General features: G+C 31.2%; 18 protein-coding genes and 2 pseudogenes. 12 read left to right on the top strand and 8 right to left on the bottom strand.

Going from position 1 to position 13,909, the window contains the following annotated elements; translation table 11 throughout:
* Window positions 1-7: 7 nt before the first annotated feature.
* A complete protein-coding gene (locus ABXT55_RS04625; RefSeq protein ID WP_415284141.1) occupies window positions 8-841 on the top strand; it encodes a phytanoyl-CoA dioxygenase family protein in 834 nt (277 codons plus the stop codon).
* A gap of 36 nt (window positions 842-877) precedes the next feature.
* Here the strand turns inward: ABXT55_RS04625 and ABXT55_RS04620 are convergent, their stop codons facing one another.
* Window positions 878-1,186 (bottom strand): GYD domain-containing protein, encoded by a 309-nt coding sequence (locus ABXT55_RS04620; RefSeq protein WP_415284140.1) that lies wholly within the window; start codon window positions 1,184-1,186, stop codon window positions 878-880.
* Window positions 1,187-1,296: 110 nt separating this feature from the next.
* On the opposite strand from ABXT55_RS04620, the gene ABXT55_RS04615 reads away from it, so the two are divergent.
* The 8 genes and pseudogenes from ABXT55_RS04615 to ABXT55_RS04580 all read left to right on the top strand — a co-directional run bounded on the left by ABXT55_RS04615 (window position 1,297) and on the right by ABXT55_RS04580 (window position 7,719).
* Window positions 1,297-2,739 carry an NAD-dependent succinate-semialdehyde dehydrogenase gene (locus ABXT55_RS04615; protein ID WP_415284139.1) on the top strand — a complete coding sequence of 481 codons (1,443 nt, stop codon included), beginning with the start codon at window positions 1,297-1,299 and terminating at the stop codon, window positions 2,737-2,739.
* 13 nt (window positions 2,740-2,752) lie between these two features.
* A pseudogene (locus tag ABXT55_RS04610) lies at window positions 2,753-3,628 on the top strand (NAD(P)-dependent oxidoreductase); the annotation flags it as partial.
* Entirely contained in the window at window positions 3,625-4,467 is an 843-nt protein-coding gene (locus ABXT55_RS04605; RefSeq protein ID WP_415284138.1) for a fumarylacetoacetate hydrolase family protein, read from the top strand. The pseudogene ABXT55_RS04610 and the gene ABXT55_RS04605, both read left to right, overlap by 4 nt.
* A gap of 6 nt (window positions 4,468-4,473) precedes the next feature.
* A complete protein-coding gene (locus ABXT55_RS04600) occupies window positions 4,474-5,181 on the top strand; it encodes a cytochrome c biogenesis CcdA family protein (RefSeq protein WP_415284137.1) in 708 nt (235 codons plus the stop codon).
* A 23-nt stretch (window positions 5,182-5,204) separates the two neighbouring features.
* On the top strand, window positions 5,205-5,786 hold the full coding sequence (locus ABXT55_RS04595; protein WP_415284136.1) for an FMN-dependent NADH-azoreductase: 582 nt from the start codon (window positions 5,205-5,207) through the stop codon (window positions 5,784-5,786).
* Window positions 5,786-6,592, top strand: coding sequence for an inositol monophosphatase family protein (locus ABXT55_RS04590; protein WP_415284135.1), 807 nt, complete (start codon window positions 5,786-5,788; stop codon window positions 6,590-6,592). Before ABXT55_RS04595 ends, ABXT55_RS04590 begins: the two co-directional genes overlap by 1 nt.
* Window positions 6,593-7,153: a DUF924 family protein gene (locus ABXT55_RS04585; protein ID WP_415284134.1), complete on the top strand. Its 561-nt coding sequence runs from the start codon at window positions 6,593-6,595 to the stop codon at window positions 7,151-7,153. It abuts the gene before it with no gap.
* Window positions 7,154-7,374: 221 nt separating this feature from the next.
* Entirely contained in the window at window positions 7,375-7,719 is a 345-nt protein-coding gene (locus tag ABXT55_RS04580) for a DUF952 domain-containing protein (RefSeq protein WP_415284133.1), read from the top strand.
* Window positions 7,720-8,067: 348 nt separating this feature from the next.
* On the opposite strand, the pseudogene ABXT55_RS04575 reads toward ABXT55_RS04580, so the two are convergent.
* The 5 genes and pseudogenes from ABXT55_RS04575 to ABXT55_RS04555 form a co-directional block, all read right to left on the bottom strand.
* Window positions 8,068-8,228: pseudogene (locus tag ABXT55_RS04575) on the bottom strand (DUF2798 domain-containing protein).
* Window positions 8,229-8,296: 68 nt separating this feature from the next.
* Window positions 8,297-8,629, bottom strand: a complete 333-nt coding sequence (locus tag ABXT55_RS04570; protein ID WP_415284131.1) for a DMT family transporter — start codon at window positions 8,627-8,629, stop codon at window positions 8,297-8,299.
* Window positions 8,630-8,659: 30 nt separating this feature from the next.
* Window positions 8,660-8,989, bottom strand: coding sequence for an antibiotic biosynthesis monooxygenase family protein (locus ABXT55_RS04565; RefSeq protein ID WP_415284130.1), 330 nt, complete (start codon window positions 8,987-8,989; stop codon window positions 8,660-8,662).
* Window positions 8,990-9,135: 146 nt separating this feature from the next.
* Window positions 9,136-9,345, bottom strand: a complete 210-nt coding sequence (locus ABXT55_RS04560; RefSeq protein ID WP_415284129.1) for a hypothetical protein — start codon at window positions 9,343-9,345, stop codon at window positions 9,136-9,138.
* Window positions 9,346-9,538: 193 nt separating this feature from the next.
* Window positions 9,539-9,745 carry a hypothetical protein gene (locus ABXT55_RS04555; RefSeq protein WP_415284128.1) on the bottom strand — a complete coding sequence of 69 codons (207 nt, stop codon included), beginning with the start codon at window positions 9,743-9,745 and terminating at the stop codon, window positions 9,539-9,541.
* A 142-nt stretch (window positions 9,746-9,887) separates the two neighbouring features.
* Between ABXT55_RS04555 and ABXT55_RS04550 the strand changes: the two genes are divergently transcribed.
* Entirely contained in the window at window positions 9,888-10,301 is a 414-nt protein-coding gene (locus tag ABXT55_RS04550) for a hypothetical protein (RefSeq protein WP_415284127.1), read from the top strand.
* On the opposite strand, the gene ABXT55_RS04545 is transcribed toward ABXT55_RS04550, so the two are convergent.
* Window positions 10,298-11,299 (bottom strand): cysteine synthase A, encoded by a 1,002-nt coding sequence (locus tag ABXT55_RS04545; RefSeq protein WP_415284126.1) that lies wholly within the window; start codon window positions 11,297-11,299, stop codon window positions 10,298-10,300. The genes ABXT55_RS04550 and ABXT55_RS04545 overlap by 4 nt on opposite strands.
* On the bottom strand, window positions 11,299-11,877 hold the full coding sequence (gene epsC / locus ABXT55_RS04540; RefSeq protein WP_415284125.1) for a serine O-acetyltransferase EpsC: 579 nt from the start codon (window positions 11,875-11,877) through the stop codon (window positions 11,299-11,301). Before epsC ends, ABXT55_RS04545 begins: the two co-directional genes overlap by 1 nt.
* A 77-nt stretch (window positions 11,878-11,954) precedes the next feature.
* Between epsC and ABXT55_RS04535 the strand changes: the two genes are divergently transcribed.
* The gene (locus ABXT55_RS04535) at window positions 11,955-12,365 is read left to right on the top strand and encodes a VOC family protein (protein ID WP_415284124.1); all 411 of its coding nucleotides are present in this window, start codon (window positions 11,955-11,957) and stop codon (window positions 12,363-12,365) included.
* Entirely contained in the window at window positions 12,365-13,846 is a 1,482-nt protein-coding gene (locus ABXT55_RS04530) for an aldehyde dehydrogenase (RefSeq protein WP_415284123.1), read from the top strand. The genes ABXT55_RS04535 and ABXT55_RS04530 overlap by 1 nt, the downstream gene beginning before the upstream one ends.
* The last annotated feature ends 63 nt before the right edge of the window (window positions 13,847-13,909 follow it).

The raw sequence follows: 13,909 nt of genomic DNA, 5'->3' as shown, positions 1-13,909 counted from the left end.
ACAATATATGAGCAAAATTATTACTAAGGCAGAAATAGATCTATTTAAAAAAGATGGTGCAGTCTTGATTAAAGGCAAATTTGATAACGCATGGATTGAAAAATTAAAAAAAGGAATTAAAAAAGGTAAAGAAAGTCCTAGTCCAAGATTTGTAAATCATACAAAAGATCAAAAATTACCAGGATATTATGAGGATTTTTGGACCTGGAATTTACATGAAGAATTCAAAGATTTTGTATTTAACTCACCAACTTCAAAAATTGCAGCAGAACTTTTAGAAGCACAAAAGATTAACTTGGTGATGGATAATTGGTTTTTCAGGGAAGCAGGATCAAAGTCATCACCACCTTTTCATCATGATATATCATATTTCGATTTTGAAGGATCTATGTGTGTATTGTGGATACCACTTGAGTCAGTTAAAAAAGAAGATGGTATTGCTTGGATTAAAGGTTCACATTTATGGGGTAAGCTATTTTTAAGAACAAGATTTAATGATGGCCATGAAGTTGATGGCAAGGTTGGAGCTGTTAATGGAAAAAAATATGAATTAACTCCCAACATATTAGAAAATAAAGATGATTATGAATTTTTACAATGGGATCTGGAAGTTGGTGACTGTATTTATTTTGACATTAGAACACTACATGGAGGATTAAATACTGTTACCCCCAAAAAAGATATCCATAGATACACACTTAGAATGGCAAAAGAAAACTCTAAAATTATTTACAGAGGAAATTGGGCTAGAGAAGAAAGAGCTATTATGGAAGATAATGGTTATAAAAATGGTGATGATTTATCTGGAAAAATGTTTCCAACTTTATTTGAAACTAGCTAACTTCCAGCTTTTTACACTGGAAGTTAACATAAATAATTAACCAGCAGGTTTGTAGCCAGCCATAGCTTTAGCGGCAATCTCAGCGGCTTTATTTATATTCATCTCTTCAAGAATAACCATATTTTCTACTGTTCCGCTTGCTTCCACAGCTAATTTTATGCCTGCAAAATTTTCATAAGGCATATCTCCTGAAGTGACAGCAACGAAATCATAAGGACCTCTCGTAATATAAAAAGATTCAAATTTCCCTCCTACTGCTTCAGTTAATGCTTTTACTGCAGTTGATCTATCTTGCTTAGGGTCCTTCATAAAACCTTGGAAGGCCTTTGCTGTATAATTGCCCATGACAATATATTTTTTCATAATTTTCTCCTTTATTGATTTGTAAGATTAAAACATATTTGATAAAAAATTGAATAATTATCTTTTGAATCAACTCAAGGTTTAGCAAAATTATGTACGAAAAATTTGGACAATTTATCGATGGCAATTGGTCACCCTCTTCTAACAAGGAAACTTATGAAGTTATTAATCCTGCAACAGAAGAAGTTTTAGGCTACGCATCAAAAGCAACACCTGCTGATGTGGATAGAGCATTAAAATCTGCAGAGAAGGGATTAACTATTTGGAGAAAAACTCCACCATGGCAAAGAGCTTATACACTTAGAAAAATTGCTGACAAGGTAAGAGAAAAAAAAGATGTACTCGCTAGATGGATGACTTTAGAAAATGGAAAACCTTTAGCTGAAGGTATTGGAGAAACAAACGGTGCTGCAGATATTTTTGAATGGAATGCTGAAGAAACAAAAAGAATTTATGGACAAATTATAGAAAGTAGATTTGAAGATACGAGAGTGCATGTTTATTATCAACCAGTTGGAGTGGTGGCTGCTTTGTCACCTTGGAATTTTCCACTTGTCTTAGCTGCTAGAAAAATTTCTACAGCATTAGCTGCAGGCTGTTCAGTAATTATTAAGCCAGACACAATTACACCAGGTGTGGTTATGGAGTTAGTCGATATTTGTAGGGAATGTGGAATACCTGCTGGTGTAGTTAATCTTTTGTCGGGTGATCCGCCTGCAATTGCATCACAATTAATTTCATCTGATATTATTAAAAAAATCTCAGTTACAGGCTCAACTAGAGTTGGTAAAATAATTTTAAAACAAGCTGCAGATAAATTACAAAGAGTAACAATGGAGTTAAGTGGTCATTCCCCTTTCATTGTATTTGATGACGCTGATTTAAATAAAGCAACGGACATAGCTATTGCTGCTAAATTTAGAAATAATGGTCAAGTTTGTATTTCACCTAATAGATTTTATATTCAAGAAAGTAAAAAAGATGAGTTTGTTGGTTTGTTTATTGAAAAAACTAAAAAACTTAAGATCGGTAATGGTATGGATCCAGATACACAATTAGGACCACTAACAACACAAAAAAGATTAAACGAAGTTGAAGAGCTAGTTGAAAAAACGAAACAAGAAGGAGCTAAAGTTTTATTGGGAGGCAAGAGACCCGCAGGATTTAATAAAGGTTTTTATTATGAACCAACTGTTTTTGATGATGTAAAAGATGACTTTACGATTATGAAACAAGAACCATTTGGGCCATTAGTTCCAATGTTGTCATTTAAATCTTTTGATGAGGTTATTGAAAGAGCAAATAATAATGATTTAGGTCTTTGTAGTTATATTTGTACCAATTCAATGGACAAGGCTCATAGGGCATCTGAATTAATGGAAGCAGGCATTGCCTGCGTGAACACTGGTGTCGTAGCAGTTGCAGAGGCTCCATTTGGTGGAATAAAACAAACGGGCTATGGTAGAGAAGGTGGCTCTAATGCAATTAAAGATTATCTAAATGTTAAATACACGCATCTTGGAATAAAAGGTTAAATTACTTCAAAAATTAAAAATGAAAAATATTGGGTTTATTGGAATCGGACTCATGGGGTATCCCATGGCAAAAAACCTTCTTAAATCAGGGTACAATTTAAAAGCCTACAATAGATCTCAAGATAAGGCAGATAAACTAAAAGAATTTGGTGCTGAAATTTCAGTATCCATTAAAGACGTTGTCACAAATTCAGATATAATTATTACTATGCTTACGGATGATAATGCTGTTGAAAAAGTGATGAGCAGTAATGAATTTATTTCTAATATAAAAGAAGGAGCTACAGTTATCGATATGAGCTCGGTTAATCCAGTTTTGACCATAAAATATTCAAAAAAATTAAAAGAAAAAAAAATAAATTATTTAGATGCTCCAGTTTCAGGGGGAACTATAGGAGCTGAAGAAGCAACATTAGCAATAATGATTGGCGGTGATGAAGAAACGTTTAAAAATTGCTATGAACTGCTAAAAAAAATGGGCAACCCAACATTAGTAGGTCCTGTATCGTCTGGCCAAATATCTAAACTAGCTAATCAAATTATTGTGGGCGTAACCATTGGAGCTGTAGCGGAGGCTATCACTTTATGTGAAAAATCTGGAACTAACCCGAATAAAATGATTGAAGCTTTATCAGGGGGTTGGGCTGATAGCAAAATACTACAAACGCATGGAAAAAGAATGATTAGTAAAGATTTTACACCGAAAGGAAAAACCACAACACAGTTAAAAGATATGACCAATATTGTTAATGCTGGAAAAGCTGTTGAAACTCATTTGCCTATTTCTAGTTTAATTAAAGAAATGTATAAAGAGCTAGTAGCTGATGGACATGGTAATACTGATCATAGCTCTTTATATAATGCAATTGAAAAGATAAATAAAAAATGAAATTTTTAAGAATTGGAAAAGTAGGACAAGAAATTCCTGCAGCATTAGATAAAGATGGAAAATATAGAAATTTATCATCAGTTATTAAAGATTTAAATCCTGAAAGTATTAATTTTGAAACTCTAGATAAAATTAAAGAAATAGATTTAGAGAGTTTGGAAGAGATAAATCAAAATGAAAGAATAGGGTCTTGTATTTCTAAGCCAGGAAATTTTTTTGCAATTGGTTTAAATTACGCTGAACATGCAAAAGAGACAGGTGCAAAAACACCTGAGAACCCAGTTCTATTTAATAAGTCAGTTCATTCTATAGTTGGACCAAATGACAATGTAATTATACCCAAGACTTCAAAAAAATTAGATCATGAAGTGGAGATAGCGTTTGTCATTGGAAAAAAAGCAAAAAGAGTTTTAGAAAAAGACGCACAAGATTACATTTTCGGATATTGTATTTGTAACGATATCAGTGAGCGTGAATGGCAAAAAGAAAAAGGTGGCCAGTGGGTCAAGGGTAAATCTGGTGATACATTTGGACCTATAGGACCCTATTTAGTAACTAAAGATGAAATTAAAGATGTTAATAATTTGAACTTAACACTGGATGTTAATGGTAATAGACATCAAACAGGTAACACTAAGCAAATGATTTTTAATTTTAACTTTTTGGTAGCTCATATTACAAGTTTCATAACGTTAATGCCTGGCGATATAGTTACTACCGGCACCCCTCCTGGAGTTGGTCTTGGAATGAATCCTCCTGTTTTTTTAAAAGATGGTGATAATATGGAGCTAGCAGTTGATAGTCTTGGAAGTCAAAATATAAAAGTAGTTGCAGAGTAACTTTATATGATTGAATTATTTATAGCTTTTGGCGCAGGTCTTATCAGTTTTTTATCACCATGTGTCTTACCGTTAATACCTGGTTACGTTTCCTTTATTAGTGGCAACACATTAAATGAAATCTTAGAAAAAAAGAAAATTGATTTATTGCCGTTGATAGTTTTTTCATTAGGTTTTTCTTTTGTATTCATCATCTTTGGCGCAACTGCCTCTTTTTTGGGTCAAATTCTTTTACAAAATTCTCAAATTTTAAGATCAATTGCAGGAGTTATAATAATCATATTTTCTCTTCAATTAATCGGTGTTTTAAATATTAAATTTCTTAATGTTGAAAAGAAATTTTATACAAAAAAATCAAATAATATATTCTTTGTATTTATTGTGGGAATGGCATTTGGCTTTGGATGGACACCGTGTATTGGGCCTATTTTAGGGTCGATACTTGCTTTAGCCTCTACAGAAGAAACTATTTACAAAGCAATTTTACTTTTAAGTTTTTACTCTCTTGGGTTAGCGATACCTTTTATTTTATCAGGTTATTTGATGCAAAAATTTTTATTATTTTCAAAAAACTTCAAAAGAAATATTAATTTAGTCACAAAAGGTGGTGGTATAATACTTTTAATTACAGGAATTTTAATTTTAACAAATCAATTACAAGTTCTTGGCTACTATATTTTAAACTTTTTACCCTTTTTGCAAAACTTCGGTTAATAGGTTAATAACAATCTATACTTATGAAAATTTATCAAATTGATACCAGTGCTAGAAAAGAAGGTTCTACTTCTAGAGCTTTAGCAAAAAAATTATTAGATAAAATAAAAAAACCAGAAGATGAGGTTGTTTATCGAGATCTTAATGATGAAATGATCTTTATTTCCAATTTAACAGAGTCTGGAATGAAAATTCCTGAAGGTGAGCAAACAGAACAGCATAAGAAAATGTTTGAAATGTCAGACAAACTAGTTATGGAATTAAAAGAAAGTGACACAATTATAATATCTGTACCAATTTATAATTTTGGTCCGCCAGCAACGTTAAAAGCCTGGGCGGATTTAGCCGCAAGAGTTAAAGAAACTTTTAAATATAATGAGGATGGAAGCAGGGTAGGCTTGCTTGAAGACAAACAAGTTTATCTCATAATCACATCTGGCGGCACAAAGATTAATAGTAAAGATGATTTTTTAACACCTTGGCTAACTCATGTTTTAAATTTTTTTGGTATAAAAAAAATAGATATTATTGCTGCTGATCAATTGGCCATAGATTATGAAAAATCAATTAAAGAAGCAGAAAATCAAATTGAGAATATAATTTAATGAGTTTGTTAAGTGTCAAAGAGCACAAGATATATTCTAATTTTTTAAATACTTTAGCAAAAGACTTAAATAAATTTTATTATTCAAAACTTAATAAAGCTTTTAAGGTATCTAATAAACTTAAAGGTAAAGGCTATGATCCTGTTACAACATCTGACAAAGCTTTTGAAAAATTTATTAGATTAAAAATTAAACAAAAATTTCCAAGTCATCAAGTTATAGGTGAAGAATTTGGTCACAAAAAATCAACTAGTGATTATTCATGGGTTATAGATCCAATTGATGGAACAAGATCATTTGTAATAGGCAATCCAACGTGGAGTAATTTAATATCTTTAAATTTTAAAGGCAACCCTGTTGTAGGATTAGCAAACTTTCCAATACTAAATAAATACTATTTAAATTTTGATAATAAAAACTCTTTTGTTTTTGAAAAGGGTAAAAAAAGAAAAATTTCTGTTTCAAAAAATATACCATTTAGTCAGATAAAAGTATCAGGAGCATTTCATGGGGCGATCTCTCTTAAACAACAAATGACAATCCCAAAAGTTTTAAAATTAATGCAATTTCCAACTGCAGACGCATTAAGTTATTCTCATTTATGTGAGGGAAAAATTGATGTTGTCTTTCAAGCAACTAATAAAATTTGGGATATCCACCCACTGATGCCAATTATAAAAGCTGCAGGAGGTATCGTTACAACTTGGGATAATAGAGATGCAGTTAATGCTGGAAGTATTTTAGTTTCAGCTAATCAATCTATTCATAATAAAATGCTTAAACTTTTAAAACCAGTTTCAAAATAAATGCATACAATAGCTAAAAAGATATTAGATTTTTGGTTTAAAGAAACTCCACCAAAAAAAAGATTTCAAAAACATAAAGATTTTGATGCGCTTATAAAAAAGAATTTTTTAAAAGATTATGAGTTAGCAGGCTTAAATGAGTATGATGATTGGCAAGATAGCCCCCTTGGTTCTTTAGCTCTAGTTATTTTATTTGATCAATTTTCAAGAAATATATTTAGAGATGAACCAAAAGCTTTTAACCAAGATCATAAAGCAAGGTTGATAGTTAACGACTCTGTTTATGCTGGATTTTTAGATGAAATGGATCAAGATCAAAGATTGTTTATGATACTACCACTCATTCATAGTGAGGAGGTCACAGACCATGATATGGCCTACTATTTACTCGATAAATACTTAAAAGATCATCCAGATTTATTCTCTATAAAAAAATCATGGAAAGATCACACATTAGCAATTAAGAAATTTCATAGATATCCTCATCGAAACTTAGTGTTAGATAGAAAATCTACTCCTGAGGAAATAGAGTTTCTAGCTCAACCAAATTCATCCTGGTAAAATGTTCATTAAGTGAACAAATAAAACAAGGTATTCAATCTTTGCATTGCTGTAGTGACAATATGTCATTTTAATATTGAAATTTGCTGTCTATAAGGAGGCCAAACAGAATTCAAAAATTAACATTATCTTCTCTCTCTATTAGATAGTTAATATTAGCTTCCCTCGAAAGAGGGAAGTTTCTTATTGTCAATATCCCCACTGAATAATATAAATTTTAAATGAATTTCAAATTTGTTTATAAAATAAGCACCAAATCTGAATGGCAAGAGATTAAGAAAAAAGGTCAATTAACTGGCTCTAAAAAAGATTTAGAAGATGGTTACATTCACTTTTCTGGTGACGATCAAGTTGCTGGAACTCTTAAAAAATTTTACCAAAACCAAAAAGATTTAATTTTATTAAAGGTAGATACGTTAAAGCTAGATCATTTAGTTTGGGAACAAGCTTCAGATGGAACTATGTTTCCACATCTATACTCACCATTAGAAATTTCTAACATTGTTGATGAATTTGATATTACTTTAGATGATGATGGTACTCACGTTTTGCCATCTATTTTTTAATTTATCTTTTAAGGGGTTCACCCTTTCGGAAAGCCCAAAAGAGTTCCCCTGTAAGTTAGCGGTATACGCCAAAATCCATAATAATGGACTTTATATTTTTTCGATCTTAATTAGTCTTTGATTATTTAATCACACCAGTTATGTGTCAGGTGGTGATAAACTCATAATCGACCTCCTTTATATATATTTATACAATATCATTTCTGAGTATTGCATTCAAAACATTTATTTTACTTTATGTTAAATATATTTATTGAATTAAATTTTGATAAATAATAAAGTTTCGATAATTTAAAAAACTCTTCTTACAATATTTTTTTCCGTAAAATTTTTACAATTCTTTTATAACTAATCTTTTGAGGCAATTTTATTAACTAGAGGTCTTATAATTGGAGCTAAAGTAAAGGCTGCAAGCAATGCAACTGGAAAAGCAAATAACCAAGAGTTAAAATATCTCTTTAAAAACCATCACCAATGCCAGTGTTCACCGCAGTAACTACACCACTCATTATAACGCTCATTCCAAATGACATAAAAATCATAAATAAAGTTTGAGAATATTTTTTTGAAAGCATAATTAATTATTTCCTAACAAGTTAACCATTAGTACACCTATTATAATTAAACCCAAACCAATCATTGAATAAAGATTTGGCATTTGATTAAATCTAATTACACCAACAATCACAGTTGAAATAATTGTTAATCCAGCAAATGATGCATAAGTTATCCCCATTGGGATATTTTTCATTACCATTGAAAGTGCATACATACATAAAACGATTGTAATTCCTGTGATAATACTTGGAAAGAGAAGGGTAAAGCCTTCAGCACTTTTTGCAAAACTATTTGAAGTGACTCCTAAAAAAACAGCTAAAATCAGAAATAAATATGAAGTTGTCATGTTCATTTAATTATCTTAAATGAAATCTTTTTAAAATTATATAACTACTTTAAAACCTTCAAAATCAGGCAATCCTACATATCCATCAAAATTGGGGGGCCCAAGATATAAATTTCCTTGTAGTGTAGGATTTTTATGAGCTAATTGAAATGAGTCAGATTTTGTCCAGTTAACAAAGTCACTCTCGGTATTCCATTCACTATGAAAAATATAAAGAGAGAATTCTTTATTTACCTCACCTTTGAATAAGTTGAATTTCTTAAAGCCTTTCACACCATGACTCTCTTGTTCACGATTTTTCCAAGCTGTTTCAAATTCATTTTCTTTGCCAGACATAACTTGAAGTCTACTTATTGCTAAATACATAAAACCCTATTTATTTATTATTTAAAGTTGGGACACTTAAACAAATCCCAACTCTATTAATTAAGGAGATTTATCTTACAATCCATGTAGTCAAAATATACATGAAGCATTACCGTGACAAATAGTGGTTTTATTAATCTTTTTAATTACCACCAACCCATTACTCTGCCATTACCAGCAATAATTAAGAGACAAGTTAGAACATGAAGCAGAACCCAGAATGTTCTAAAAGCTAATGCTTTCTTCACATCTGTTTGTTTAATAGGTAAAAACTCAGGCTTATCTTCATCATTAATACCAATTGGCATTCCAACTGTTCTAGCCCATATTTTTAACCAACGCCTTTGACCAGTCATATTTTTAACTTTTGTATTATTTATTAATTTCGTAACTACGTTTATTGTAATTGATTTAAAAAAGTAGTGCAATTTTAGAAAAACTATTTGATGTACCCCCTAAAATAACAGTTAATATTAAGGACACGCACGAAGTAGCGAGATTCATTTAACTACTTTAAATGAAATCCCGCTAAATATATAAAATTATTTGTTAACTTTTAAAAAGCTCCATAGCTTTAGCTAATAACTCTTCTGATTTTGCATGATCACCAGCATCATGTGCTGCCATACCTTGATCTCTTAGCATTTGTGCTTCTGCAATTTTATCATCTATACTTTTTGCCATCATTGGACAAGAACCGGCATAAACTGAACTTGTAAAAAGTACTAAGAATAATGTTATTACTATTTTTTTCATATTTTCCTTTGTTTCATTAATTAACCAAATAATAGGAAAATAATAAGTTTTTGATATAACCAACATTGTCACTTTGCATGTGCAAAATGACCCAACTAGTTATTTAAGTATTTTTAAAGACTAATATAGTTATTATTTATTTATGATTGAAAAATTTAATGGAGTTTTTTATTTAATATTATTTGTAATACACTTTTTAGGTATAGGTATTTATGCGTATCAAATGATTATTGGAAACCAAAAATTTAGAGAAAAATTTCAAATAGATAAGACAGCTGCAACTGTTATGCGGATGACAGGTGCAATATTTCTAGGTTCTTTCTTGATGGCATTATATATTATGTTTGTAAGACCAAATGGTGTCGAAGCAACGTGGGCATTTTTCAATTTAGTTTTTGTTCAAAATTTTTGTATCTTTATAGTTAATACTTACTCAATTAAGATCGATAAGACGGGTGTTATGAATGATTCAAATGAAGCTATTATTGCACCATTAATTTTCACAATTATTAGTGCCGTTCTTTGTTATGGATTAGCCGATAAGATTTATATTTAAAGCCAATTAGGGAAGGGTAAACCTTTTTCTTCTAGAAATTTCTTATTAAACATTTTAGTAGCGTACTTTTCACTTTTATCACAAAGTATTGTAACGATGGTTTTTCCAGGACCTAATTCTTTACCCATTCTAATAGCGCCAGCAATATTAATTCCACAGCTAGTACCAAGGCTTAAACCTTCATTTTCAATTAAATCATAAAGTATAGGAAGAGCTTCATGGTCATCTATAGAGTAGGCATCATCAATTTTAGCATTTTCAAAATTTTTTGTAATTCTACTTGATCCAATTCCTTCAGTAATTGATCCACCTTCAGATTTTAATTCACCATTTTTTATATAATTATAAAGAGCAGAGCCTTTTGGATCAGATAGAAATATTTTAATATCCTTATTCTTTTCTTTAAGAGCGTTACTTACCCCAGAAATTGTTCCACCTGTTCCTGATGAACATACAAAGCCATCAACTTTACCTTCAGTTTGTTCCCAAATTTCTTTACCTGTTGTTTCATAATGACCCTTAGCATTTGCAACATTGTCAAACTGATTGGCCCAAACTACTCCATTGTTATTTGATGGTCTTAATTCATCAGCAAGTTTTGCTGCAACTTTTACAAAATTTGCATCATCTTTATATGGTTTTGCCGGAACTAATCTTAAATCAGCACCAATATTTCTAAGAAGATCTTTTTTTTCTTGGGTTTGATTGTCATTCATTACAATTATTGTTTTATAACCAAGTGAATTACCAAGTAGACATAAGCCTATACCAGTATTACCAGCTGTACCTTCAACTATTGTTCCGCCTTTAGAGATTAATTTTTTTTCTTCAGCATCTCTAATTAATGTAAGTGCTGCTCTATCTTTAACAGAACCACCAGGGTTCATGAATTCAGCTTTACCGTAAATATTACACCCAGTAATTTCTGATGCAGCTCTTAGTTTAATAAGTGGAGTATTACCTATTCCTGAAATAAAACTGTCTTGAATATTTTTCATTAGCTTGAAGTATCTTTATCCACCTCTTCTACAGCATAAGGTTTAAATTCTTCAGTTGCTGTTCCAACATTTTTTGCTGGTATTCCAACCATTACTGCATTTTCAGGAACATTTTTAGTAACAACTGCATTAGCTCCAACTTTAGCATTAGCACCTATCATCACTGGTCCCAATATTTGAGCACCAGAACCAACTACAACACAATCACTTAATGTTGGGTGCCTCTTAACTTGTCTTTGATCATTTGAATTAATGCTTGGTGCAATCCCACCTAATGTTGCCATATGATAAATAGTTACATTATTTCCAATTTCAGAGGTCTCTCCAATTACAACACCCATACCATGATCAATAAATAAATTTTTTCCAATCTTAGCACCTGGGTGAATTTCAATTCCAGTTAAAAATCTTGATAGTTGTGAAATTATTCTTGCTACTAAATGAAACTTAGCAAGGTGAAAAAAATTAGCAATTCTATGAAAAAAAACTGCTTTAACACCTGGATAAGTTAAAATTAAACTTAACTTAGATTTTGCCGCAGGATCTCTATCTATTATAGATTGTAAAAAGTCATTCATGAATTTAGCTTTTATTGATTAAAATATTATATTGGACTATATAGTCATTGTATAACGAATTTAAAGAGGAGAAACTTATGTACAAAAACACAAATTGCTTCCATCTAGCAGTACCATGTGGAGATCTTGAAGTAGCAAAAAAATTTTACAGCGAGACGTTAGGCTGTAGATTGGATAATTCAGCACAAGAGTGGGCAGATGTAGACTTTTGGGGAAATGAATTAACTCTTCATGCAAGTGAACATAAAATGGATAGTGAAAGACATGATGTCGATATGGGCAATGTTTCTGTTCCACATTTCGGTGTTCATTTATCTAGAAAAGATTTTAATGCTCTTAAACAGAGATTAAAAGATAATGGTGCCAAATATTACGATGAGCCTTATTTAAGGTTTAAAGGTACCAAGTATGAGCAAGAAACTTTCTTTGTAAAAGACCCTAATGAAAATATTTTAGAGATTAAAACATTAACTGCAAATGCAGATTAATGGCTTCTGATTATAAATCTATAGCAAGCAAGATTAAGTTTGAGGGTAGAGCTTTTATTGATGGTAAGTACGTTGATGCTATTGATGGTGAAAAGTTTGAAAATATAAATCCTGCAACGGGTGAAAATCTTTGTTCTGTTGCAAAATGTAATCATAAAGACGTAGACCATGCTGTAAAAGTATCAAGAAAAGCTTTTAATAGTGGTGTTTGGTCTAGAACATCTCCAGAATTTAGAAAAGATGTGTTACTGAAATTTGCGGAACTACTAAGACAAACTGGAGAAGAAAATTCTGTTCTTGAATGTGTAGATACAGGAAAATTAATTGGAGACTGCATTAATGAAGTTGCAAATGATGCCCCAATGCATTTTCAGTGGTATGGAGAATTAATAGATAAAGTATTTGGTAAAGTTGGACCAACAGAACCATCACTAACTAGTTTAATTGTTAAAGAACCAATAGGTGTTGTTGCAGGAGTTGTTCCTTGGAATTTTCCTTTAATGATGTCAGTTTGGAAAATGGCACCAGCATTAGCTGCTGGATGTTCAGTTATAATTAAACCAGCAGAAGACACACCTTTAACTGCAATTAGAGTTGCACAAATTGCAAAAGAAGCAGGTATTCCAGATGGAGTTTTAAATGTACTGCCTGGCTTTGGAGATGTTGGTGAAGCACTTGGTAGACATGATGATGTTGATGCGGTTTCATTTACAGGCTCAACAGAAGTAGGTGGACTATTCATGAAATATTCTGGAGAAAGTAATTTAAAAACAATTGGTTTAGAGATGGGTGGAAAAAGTCCGTTTATAGTTTTAGAAGATGCAAAGATTACAGATGATTTAATTGATAATGCAATTAATTCTGCTTTTTGGAATGGTGGACAAAACTGTTCAGCAAATATGAGACAAATAATTCACAGCAAAGTTAAAGATGAATTTTTAGATAAAGTTTCAAAAAAAGTAAAAGCACTTAAAGCTGGAGATCCATTAGATCCAGAAAGTAATATGGGATCAATGATTTCTAAAAAACATTTAGCAACAGTTGATGGTTATATTCAAAAAGGAATTGATGAAGGAGCTAAACTATTATTTGGTGGCGTATCAAGTGGTGATCAAAAAGGATTTTTTGCAAAACCAACTCTATTTGATGATTTAAAAGAAAACATGACAATTGCCCAAGAAGAAATTTTTGGACCAGTACTTGGTGTTCTTACAATTAATAGTGATGAAGAGGCATTAAAAATTGCAAGTAATTCAAAGTATGGATTGCATGCAAGTGTTTTCACTCAAGATATTGATAGAGCTTTTCATATGGCTAAAAGCCTTCCATGTGGAACTGTTTCAGTTAATACTTTTTCTGAAGGTGATATTAAAACACCTTTTGGTGGATATAGACAATCTGGTTCATTGAGTAGAGATCAAGGTACAGAAGCACTAGATCAATACCTTCAAACTAAAACTATCTGGATTAGTCACTCTTAAAATTCAATCATAGCAATCATAATAAGTAGCTAATTTTCTTTGACTTGTTCAAAAGTTATAAGT

This window comes from Candidatus Pelagibacter sp. Uisw_130 (assembly GCF_047722505.1).
Classification (GTDB): Bacteria; Pseudomonadota; Alphaproteobacteria; order Pelagibacterales; family Pelagibacteraceae; genus Pelagibacter.
The sequence above is the reverse complement of the archived record's forward strand: the minus strand, read 5'-3'. Positions and strand labels throughout refer to the sequence as shown.

What these genes read in the sequence shown, in the direction of transcription:
- ABXT55_RS04580 (WP_415284133.1), top strand. Translation starts at nt 7,375, where the DNA reads ATGAATTTCAAATTTGTTTATAAAATAAGCACCAAATCTGAATGGCAA.
- ABXT55_RS04565 (WP_415284130.1), bottom strand. Translation starts at nt 8,989, where the DNA reads ATGTATTTAGCAATAAGTAGACTTCAAGTTATGTCTGGCAAAGAAAAT.
- ABXT55_RS04600 (WP_415284137.1), top strand. Translation starts at nt 4,474, where the DNA reads ATGATTGAATTATTTATAGCTTTTGGCGCAGGTCTTATCAGTTTTTTA.
- ABXT55_RS04570 (WP_415284131.1), bottom strand. Translation starts at nt 8,629, where the DNA reads ATGAACATGACAACTTCATATTTATTTCTGATTTTAGCTGTTTTTTTA.
- ABXT55_RS04595 (WP_415284136.1), top strand. Translation starts at nt 5,205, where the DNA reads ATGAAAATTTATCAAATTGATACCAGTGCTAGAAAAGAAGGTTCTACT.
- ABXT55_RS04560 (WP_415284129.1), bottom strand. Translation starts at nt 9,345, where the DNA reads ATGACTGGTCAAAGGCGTTGGTTAAAAATATGGGCTAGAACAGTTGGA.
- ABXT55_RS04605 (WP_415284138.1), top strand. Translation starts at nt 3,625, where the DNA reads ATGAAATTTTTAAGAATTGGAAAAGTAGGACAAGAAATTCCTGCAGCA.
- ABXT55_RS04530 (WP_415284123.1), top strand. Translation starts at nt 12,365, where the DNA reads ATGGCTTCTGATTATAAATCTATAGCAAGCAAGATTAAGTTTGAGGGT.
- ABXT55_RS04555 (WP_415284128.1), bottom strand. Translation starts at nt 9,745, where the DNA reads ATGAAAAAAATAGTAATAACATTATTCTTAGTACTTTTTACAAGTTCA.
- ABXT55_RS04585 (WP_415284134.1), top strand. Translation starts at nt 6,593, where the DNA reads ATGCATACAATAGCTAAAAAGATATTAGATTTTTGGTTTAAAGAAACT.
- ABXT55_RS04535 (WP_415284124.1), top strand. Translation starts at nt 11,955, where the DNA reads ATGTACAAAAACACAAATTGCTTCCATCTAGCAGTACCATGTGGAGAT.
- ABXT55_RS04625 (WP_415284141.1), top strand. Translation starts at nt 8, where the DNA reads ATGAGCAAAATTATTACTAAGGCAGAAATAGATCTATTTAAAAAAGAT.
- ABXT55_RS04550 (WP_415284127.1), top strand. Translation starts at nt 9,888, where the DNA reads ATGATTGAAAAATTTAATGGAGTTTTTTATTTAATATTATTTGTAATA.
- ABXT55_RS04615 (WP_415284139.1), top strand. Translation starts at nt 1,297, where the DNA reads ATGTACGAAAAATTTGGACAATTTATCGATGGCAATTGGTCACCCTCT.
- ABXT55_RS04620 (WP_415284140.1), bottom strand. Translation starts at nt 1,186, where the DNA reads ATGGGCAATTATACAGCAAAGGCCTTCCAAGGTTTTATGAAGGACCCT.
- ABXT55_RS04545 (WP_415284126.1), bottom strand. Translation starts at nt 11,299, where the DNA reads ATGAAAAATATTCAAGACAGTTTTATTTCAGGAATAGGTAATACTCCA.
- ABXT55_RS04590 (WP_415284135.1), top strand. Translation starts at nt 5,786, where the DNA reads ATGAGTTTGTTAAGTGTCAAAGAGCACAAGATATATTCTAATTTTTTA.
- epsC (WP_415284125.1), bottom strand. Translation starts at nt 11,877, where the DNA reads ATGAATGACTTTTTACAATCTATAATAGATAGAGATCCTGCGGCAAAA.